Annotated in this window: 11 protein-coding genes and 1 pseudogene; 9 read left to right on the top strand and 3 right to left on the bottom strand. The window is 67.9% G+C overall.

The genetic code is table 11. The features are described 5' to 3' along the window. Nucleotides 1–389 precede the first annotated feature (389 nt). Nucleotides 390–650, top strand: coding sequence for a hypothetical protein (locus ABT078_RS42245; RefSeq protein WP_351237758.1), 261 nt, complete (start codon nucleotides 390–392; stop codon nucleotides 648–650). A gap of 97 nt (nucleotides 651–747) precedes the next feature. On the opposite strand, the gene ABT078_RS42240 is transcribed toward ABT078_RS42245, so the two are convergent. Next, a complete protein-coding gene (locus tag ABT078_RS42240) occupies nucleotides 748–1,074 on the bottom strand; it encodes a hypothetical protein (protein WP_351237756.1) in 327 nt (108 codons plus the stop codon). A gap of 392 nt (nucleotides 1,075–1,466) precedes the next feature. Beyond that, a complete protein-coding gene (locus ABT078_RS42235) occupies nucleotides 1,467–1,727 on the bottom strand; it encodes a hypothetical protein (protein ID WP_351237754.1) in 261 nt (86 codons plus the stop codon). A gap of 351 nt (nucleotides 1,728–2,078) precedes the next feature. Here ABT078_RS42235 and ABT078_RS42230 point away from each other — a divergent pair, with 351 nt between their 5' ends. The 8 genes from ABT078_RS42230 to ABT078_RS42195 all read left to right on the top strand — a co-directional run bounded on the left by ABT078_RS42230 (nucleotide 2,079) and on the right by ABT078_RS42195 (nucleotide 6,596). Continuing rightward, nucleotides 2,079–2,288 carry a hypothetical protein gene (locus ABT078_RS42230; RefSeq protein WP_351237760.1) on the top strand — a complete coding sequence of 70 codons (210 nt, stop codon included), beginning with the start codon at nucleotides 2,079–2,081 and terminating at the stop codon, nucleotides 2,286–2,288. A 30-nt stretch (nucleotides 2,289–2,318) separates the two neighbouring features. Next, nucleotides 2,319–2,534: a hypothetical protein gene (locus tag ABT078_RS42225; RefSeq protein ID WP_351237752.1), complete on the top strand. Its 216-nt coding sequence runs from the start codon at nucleotides 2,319–2,321 to the stop codon at nucleotides 2,532–2,534. A 30-nt stretch (nucleotides 2,535–2,564) separates the two neighbouring features. Beyond that, a complete protein-coding gene (locus ABT078_RS42220; RefSeq protein ID WP_351237750.1) occupies nucleotides 2,565–2,780 on the top strand; it encodes a hypothetical protein in 216 nt (71 codons plus the stop codon). A gap of 265 nt (nucleotides 2,781–3,045) precedes the next feature. Further along, nucleotides 3,046–4,707: a zinc metalloprotease gene (locus ABT078_RS42215; protein ID WP_502981576.1), complete on the top strand. Its 1,662-nt coding sequence runs from the start codon at nucleotides 3,046–3,048 to the stop codon at nucleotides 4,705–4,707. Between the two features lie 37 nt (nucleotides 4,708–4,744). Beyond that, nucleotides 4,745–5,434: a hypothetical protein gene (locus tag ABT078_RS42210; RefSeq protein WP_351237746.1), complete on the top strand. Its 690-nt coding sequence runs from the start codon at nucleotides 4,745–4,747 to the stop codon at nucleotides 5,432–5,434. Between the two features lie 126 nt (nucleotides 5,435–5,560). After that, a complete protein-coding gene (locus tag ABT078_RS42205) occupies nucleotides 5,561–5,854 on the top strand; it encodes a helix-turn-helix domain-containing protein (RefSeq protein ID WP_351237744.1) in 294 nt (97 codons plus the stop codon). Between the two features lie 47 nt (nucleotides 5,855–5,901). After that, nucleotides 5,902–6,189 (top strand): IS3 family transposase, encoded by a 288-nt coding sequence (locus tag ABT078_RS42200; protein WP_351237742.1) that lies wholly within the window; start codon nucleotides 5,902–5,904, stop codon nucleotides 6,187–6,189. Nucleotides 6,190–6,353: 164 nt separating this feature from the next. Further along, nucleotides 6,354–6,596: a hypothetical protein gene (locus tag ABT078_RS42195; protein ID WP_351237740.1), complete on the top strand. Its 243-nt coding sequence runs from the start codon at nucleotides 6,354–6,356 to the stop codon at nucleotides 6,594–6,596. Between the two features lie 32 nt (nucleotides 6,597–6,628). Here ABT078_RS42195 and ABT078_RS42190 read toward each other — a convergent pair. Continuing rightward, nucleotides 6,629–6,845, bottom strand: a pseudogene (locus tag ABT078_RS42190) (helix-turn-helix domain-containing protein); the annotation flags it as partial.

Raw genomic sequence — 6,845 nt, 5'->3', positions numbered from 1 at the left:
CGAGGAGCCGGCCGACACCGCCGCCGACCCCGAGGTCGCCCCCCTCATCGCCAGCGTCCAGCGACTGTCCGTGGCCGACCGCCGACACGTTGCCGTGCTGGTGGAATCCCTTCTGCGGGGCGCCCCCGACACCGGTTCCCATGGCTACTCGTGATCGGTGAATCTCTGCCACGGAGGGACGCTGTCGCCTGATGTGCCGCGCCCGGGGTCCGGTCGGCGGCGTCAAATACCCATGAAGACAGGGGATTTCAGGGCGGCGGTGCCCATGCCACACCCAGTGATGCATGTCATGGCGAAGTAGCAGATCAGACAAGAAATAGGCCTGATTGGGGCTATCCTCTCCCCCGCGGGTGGGTGAACCGCTCGAAACCTCCGTGAGAGGGGGGTACGTGCTTGTCGTCCCAGGTGCGCTCGCGACCGCCGTCGTCCGCGACAGGACCGGAGAGCCGGTGGTGCTGCTCACCGGCGAACTCCCCTCGGCCCTCACCCCGTCCGGAGTGAACGAGCTGCTGAATCTGGCCGCCGCCGTGCTCGACACGGAGGAGTTGGAGCTCTTTCGCAGCTGCCTGGCGGCACTGCGGTGCGGCGAGAAACTCCAGGAGAGCCGTATCGAGGTGAGCGGAGCCGTGCTGACCATCTACCGCAGCTGACCGCGGAACGGCCGAGGGCCCCCGGGAGGGGAGATGCTCCCGGGAGCCCTCGCAAGGAGCGATACCGGATCAGGCCGGATCAGGCCGGATCACTGGATCAGAAGCGGTGGCTGCACCCCCACCCCCACCCGTACCCGTACCCGTCGTGGCTGCGGTGGCTTCCGTTGTGCCAGTGCGCCCTGTGCGTGCCGCGGCGGTCCCAGCGGTGGCGGCAGTCATCGGCCCGCCGATTCCAATGGCGTTCCCAGGAGTTGTGCCGGTGGCGCCGTTGGCCGTAGTCGCTGCACCGGTCGTCGTAGTCGCGGATGCTGTGCGCAGTCACGGATGAATGGGCCGGGGCGGCCATGGCCGTGCCCGCCATGGGAATCACGGCCGCTGTCACGGCCAGGGCCGCCGTCGCAGCGGCGCGTGCGAATGTTCTCACCACGTTTCTCCTCAGTTCGATGGATTTCTTGTGGCCCTCCGGACATTACTCGGAACCCGTACTCGATTCATTCGCCAAATCGGTTCCGGAGGGCTTATCGGCGCACGGCGGGATCTCGTTCCGATGATCTCTGAAACCTGCCCTGAGCTCTGCGTAGTGAGGAGTTCAGGCCTTGATGGACGGCGCCGGGGAAACACTCGCCAGGGTGACTCAACTGTGGTGTGTTGTTGGCCGGTTGCGGCCTGCGGTGAATTTGCGGAAAAGGCTTCCTGTGCGCACCGTGTTATGCGTTGGTGAATTCACTTTTCGGCGCCATTTGCATGGGGTCGGCTGCTGAAAGTCACGGCGTCGAACGATATTCCGCCCCGTGTTCTGCGCAGTCGGTTCTGTCGTCAGCTGCGGTAGATGGTCAGCACGGCTCCGCTCACCTCGATACGGCTCTCCTGGAGTTTCTCGCCGCACCTCAGTGCCGCCAGGCAGCTGCGAAAGAGCTCCAACTCCTCCTTGTCGAGCACGGCGGCGGCCAGATTCAGCAGCTCGTTCACTCCGGACGGGCTGAGGGCCGAGGGGAGTTCGCCGGTGAGCAGCACCACCGGCTCTCCGGTCCTGTCGCGGACGACGGCGGTAGCAGAGGCTCTTGGGACGACAAGCACGTGCACCCCTCTCGCGGAGGCTTCGGGCGGTCCACCCGCCTCGAGCCACGAGAGAATAGCCATCGGAGGCCCTGGCATTGCTGGTTGGAATGCGCCGGATTGGGCCGATCGGGTGAGGCTGTACGCGAGTCGGCGTCTGCCGCAACCTCGCCCGTCACTCCTCTCACCTGCCGCTTCCGTGGATATGCGGTGCATTCGGTGGTGATCGAGATGTCCGAGTCGCTTGTCCGGAGTGGCCCGGCGCCCTACTGTCCAATCTCGTCAGACAGATTGTCCGGCATGGATGGACGCATGCGGGATCGCATGACGCCCGTCCATGCCCTTCGTGCAAAGGACCCCACCATGCTTGGCATGCGAGAGCTGGACGCCGAGGCCGCCGCGGAGCTGCTGCCCGGTCGCGAGGCCCTGGGCCGGCTCCGGTTCAGTTTCACCAGGACCACGAACGTGAGCGAGCGCGTCGCCTACGTCAGCGCCCACAACGAGTCGCTCGCGGCCAACGTCTGCTCCCCGGACGCCGTCGCGGCCTCCGAGGCCGGTCAGTCCATCAGCGTCAGCCAGTAAGCGGCGCTTCGTTCCGAGAAGGGTTTCACCATGAACAACGATCAACTCGATGCAGAGGCCGCCGCGGAGCTGCTGCCCGGTCGCGAGGCCCTGGGCCGGCTCCGGTTCAGCTTCACCAGGACCACGAACGTGAGCGAGCGCGTCGCCTACGTCAGCGCTCACAACGAGTCGCTCGCGGCCAACGTCTACTCGCCGTATGCCGTCGCGGCCTCCGAGGCCGGTCAGTCCATCACCATCCGCCAGTAGCGGGTGCTTCGTTCCGAGAAGGGTTTCACCATGAACAACGATCAGCTCAACGCCGAGGCCGCCGCGGAGCTGCTGCCCGGTCGCGAGGCCCTGGGCCGGCTCCGGTTCAGCTTCACCAGGACCACGAACGTGAGCGAGCGCGTCGCCTACGTCAGCGCCCACAACGAGTCGCTCGCGGCGAACTTCGACTCCCCGGACGCCATCGCGGCCTCCGAGGCCAACCAGTCCATCACCATCAGCCAGTAACAACGCCCGGATGTGTGCGGGCCGCGTTCTTGGGGGCGCGGTCCGCGCCGGGAGGAAGAGCAGGACGGTGACCGAAAGCCAAGGGGTTCACCCCGGTCCCGTGGGGGCGGCGGCCTGCGACGCGGACGAAACGTTTCCCTCGTATGAATACACGGAGATACTGTTTCCCGTCCCGCGATGTGGCGCGGGACTCCAACTCCTCGGCGAATACCAGGGATCCGGTTTCACGGAGCGCAAGTATCTGGTTCGCCGCGGAGACGGGCAGGTGGTCCAGCTCTCCCGGTTGCTCTACCTGGTGACCGAAGCCATCGACGGCGTACGGAACACCGAGACCATCTCGCACCGGGTCAGCGGGCGATTCGGGCGTGAAGTCAGCGCGGACAACATCGAGTACCTCATTGAGCAGAAGCTCGAACCGCTCGGCGTCACCGTCCCCTTCGGCCAGGAAGGCGACCAGGTCGCCGGCCCCACCACCGATCTCCTCCTGGTCCTCAAGGGCCATCGGGTGATCTTCCGTGAGCGGCAGGTCGCCCGGATCGCGAAGGCGCTCGCATGGCTGCACCGGCCATGGGTGGTGGCCCTGGTGCTGGCGGCGGCTGTGTGCATGGACTTCTGGCTGTTCGCCGTTCACGGAGCCATGCAACCGGTGCTGCAGGTGCTGGAGCAACCGGTACTGATGCTGGCCGTCTTCATCCTGATCGTGGCATCGCTGGTCTTCCATGAATTCGGTCACGCCTCGGCGTGCAGATACGGTGGCGCGCGACCGGGAAGCATCGGCTGCGGCCTCTTCCTGATCTGGCCGTCGATGTACACCGAAGTCACCGATGTCTACCGCATCGGGCGGGCCGGCCGGATCCGGACCGATCTGGGCGGGATCTACTTCAACATCGTCTTCGTGCTGGGGCTCGCCTGTGCGTTCTTCCTCACCGGCCAGCCGGTCTTTCTTGCCGCGATCTACCTGGTGCACTTCGAGATCATCGAACAGCTGCTTCCGGTGGTCCGGCTGGACGGCTACTACATCCTCGGAGACCTCGCCGGGATTCCCGACCTCTTCGGGAAGATCAAGCCCATCCTGAGAAGCATGCTGCCCGGTCGTCCGGTGGCGCCGGAAGTGGCCGATCTCAAGCGTCCGGCGAGGATCATCGTCACGGTCTGGGTGCTGGTCATGGTGCCGCTGATCGCCGTCGAGCTCGGTTACGTCCTGTGGAACCTCCCGCGGTTGCTCAGCACCAGCCTGCGCTCCCTCGCGGAGCAGCTGGGCGGAACCTGGTTCGCCTTCTTCGACGGTCAGGTCACCGCAGGACTCGTCGGCGTCATCGGAAGCTTCATGCTCATCTGCCCACTGGCCGGCGCGGCGTATCTCACCGTGCGCCTGGTAGGGAGACTCGCGAGGGCCACCGCCCGCGCCACCGAGGGCAACAGCCGGATGCGCCTGACCATCTGCGGCGGCGTGCTGCTGGGAGCCGGCGCACTGTGCGCGGCGTGGCTGGGCGGCATGACTCCCGAGGCGCTCCCGCGGCAGCCACCCATCGCCCCCATCCTCCAGCCCGGCGTCCCGACGATCCGTCCGACGGCATCGGCGCTCGCCGAGGAGCAGCCCAGCCCTGACCGGCCGGACTCGTCCGTGGTCACCAGCCCGCCGCCCGAGGCGGTCCCACCCGCGCCCACTCCCGAGGTCAGCCCGTCCGGCGAGGCCACCTCCGCGAGCGCCTCTCCGTCCGCCGGCCCCGGTCAGGTCGCCCCGACGCCCAGGCAGACGAGCCCGACACCGAGCCCCAGCCGCACCTCGGCCTCACCGTCGGCGTCGGCCAGCGCCAGCTCTTCGCCCGGGACCCCGAGCGCCACGCCGTCCGGTTCCCCCTCGCCCTCGCCGACCTCCTCGGAGTCGCAGGGCACCACGGGGGGCCAGTGGCCCTTCGCATCGTGAACCCCCGATTCTCCCCTTCGCCCGTAAGGAGCACCCAGTGACGCACCACCGAAAGCCACGCGCCAGCCGAGCCGGCCGCAAAGTCGCGCAGTTGGGAATGCTGGCCGCCGCCTGCACGGCCGGCTTCGCCACCGCGAGCCCGGCCGGAGCGACATCGTCCGCATCGACCTTCACACGCCAGGTCGGCATCGCAGTGGACGAAGCGCACGCGAAGGCCGGTCCGAGGCATCGCGTCGACTACGACGACGAGTTCGCGATCCACGAGCTCGGTACGCGCCTCGGCGTCGGTGCGCGCAACAGGGCGGTCGCCCGGTCCGTGGGCTGCTCGCTCGACAACCCGTGCCGCGCGATCGCCCTGTCCTTCCAGGTCGTGACCACGACCGGCACCATCACGCGCCTCAACGCCACGAACACCAGCCGCGCGGTCAACGACCACTGCGAGGGCTGCCAGACGTTCGCAGGCGCCTATCAGTTCATCGTCTCCACCCCGTACTCGTTCACGCTGAGCCGCTCGGCCAGGAATGAACTCGCCGTGCTCGAAAGGCGGCTGCACGACCTGGAGCGGAGCCGCGAGGCGGTCCACGTCGTCAAGGCCCGCGCCGATTCCCTAGCCTCCGAGGTCGTGACCCTCCTCAGGGGGGCGGTGGCAGCCGCACCGCGCGGTGCGGACGTGAACCCGCTGAGCAGCTTCCGGCCGACGGTCACCATGCGGCGTCACATCGACTAGGTCCTGTCCGGCCGATCGGGCCGGACGGACGCTCCGTACTGCACCTCTGCCTCTCCCGGCTCGGGGATCCGTTCCCCGTGCCGGCAGATGGACCTCGTCTCCAGTCTTCCGGAGGGATGACCATCCATGAGCTACCCACCCGAGCTGCGTCGCCGGGCCCTCGACCTGCTCGCCGTAGGCGAGCCCGTGAAGAAGGTCGCCGTCGATCTCGGCCTCAAAGAGCGGACGGTCTACCACTGGCGGCGCAGGTACCTGCCCCACTTCCGGAGCGGTCGGTCCGTCCCGCACACCGGGTCCGATCTCAAAGCCGCGTGCAAACGCATCTCCGAGCTGGAGGCCGAGCTCGCCGTCCTCCGGCGTGCGACCGAGCTGTTGTGGGACGCGACATCCCCAAAAGGAGATTCGAGGCAGTACACGTGATGGCCCGCGAGGGTATGCCCGTCCGGATCGCCACTAGGGTCCTGGGGGTGACCGAGTCCGGATACTTCACCTGGCGCTCCCGCCCCGCCTCCGCACGGTCCGTCCGCCACTCCCGGCTCACCGAGGTCATCACCGCGATCCACTCCGCCTCGCACGGGACGTACGGGTACCGGCGTATTCACGACGAACTGACCCTGAGATACGGCATCGCGGTCAGCCATGGAACGGTGCAGCTGCTGATGCGCCGGGCCGGCATCCAGGGTCTCTCCGGTGACAAGCGGCGCCGTGACCGGGGAGGCGGCCGGGTACCACCCGACGCCGGTCCGCCCGCATAGGGCGGCCGTCGTACGCCTGACGCGCCGCGACCGAGGTGGGACACACACCGGCGTCGCGGATGTCGCGGACCTTCCGAATCGGCCCACCCGGGCTGACCTCACCCTCGACCTGTCCGAGTCCTTCGAGGCTTCGTACCTGAACGAGAGAGCGATCGGAACACGACATGGACTATCCGACATTCCCCACACCCCCGCTGCCCATCTCCGCATTCCTGCGCCCGTTCCTGCGCGTGGGGGAGGACCTGCCGGCAACGCAGGCGCACCAGGTGATGCTGCACTGTGCGCTGGACGCGGCGTGCCTCCCCGTGCGGTTGACCGACGCCCATGCCGTCGCTCGGATTGCCGAACTCGACTACCAGACGGTGAACGCCGTGATCAGTTGGCTGCGGGCCCTGAGCGAGCCGTGAGCGTCCGAAGTCTCGTTCAGCCGAAGTCTCGTTCAGTGGGAGTCGGAGTCGGAGTCGGAGGCGGAGCCGGCGTCGGAGTCGGCTTCGGCGTCTGCGTCAGGGGCGGAGTCCGCGTCAAGGACGGGGTTGCTGCGCAGAAGGGATTCCACCAGCGCGGCAACGTGTCGGCGGTCGGCCACGGACAGTCGCTGGACGCTGGCGATGAGGGGGGCGACCTCGGGGTCGGCGGCGGTGTCGGCCGGCTCCTCG

The organism is Streptomyces sp. NPDC002133, assembly GCF_040296405.1.
GTDB lineage: Bacteria > Actinomycetota > Actinomycetes > Streptomycetales > Streptomycetaceae > Streptomyces.
Note: the sequence above shows the minus strand (reverse complement) of the source record. Positions and strands in the feature narration are given on the sequence as shown.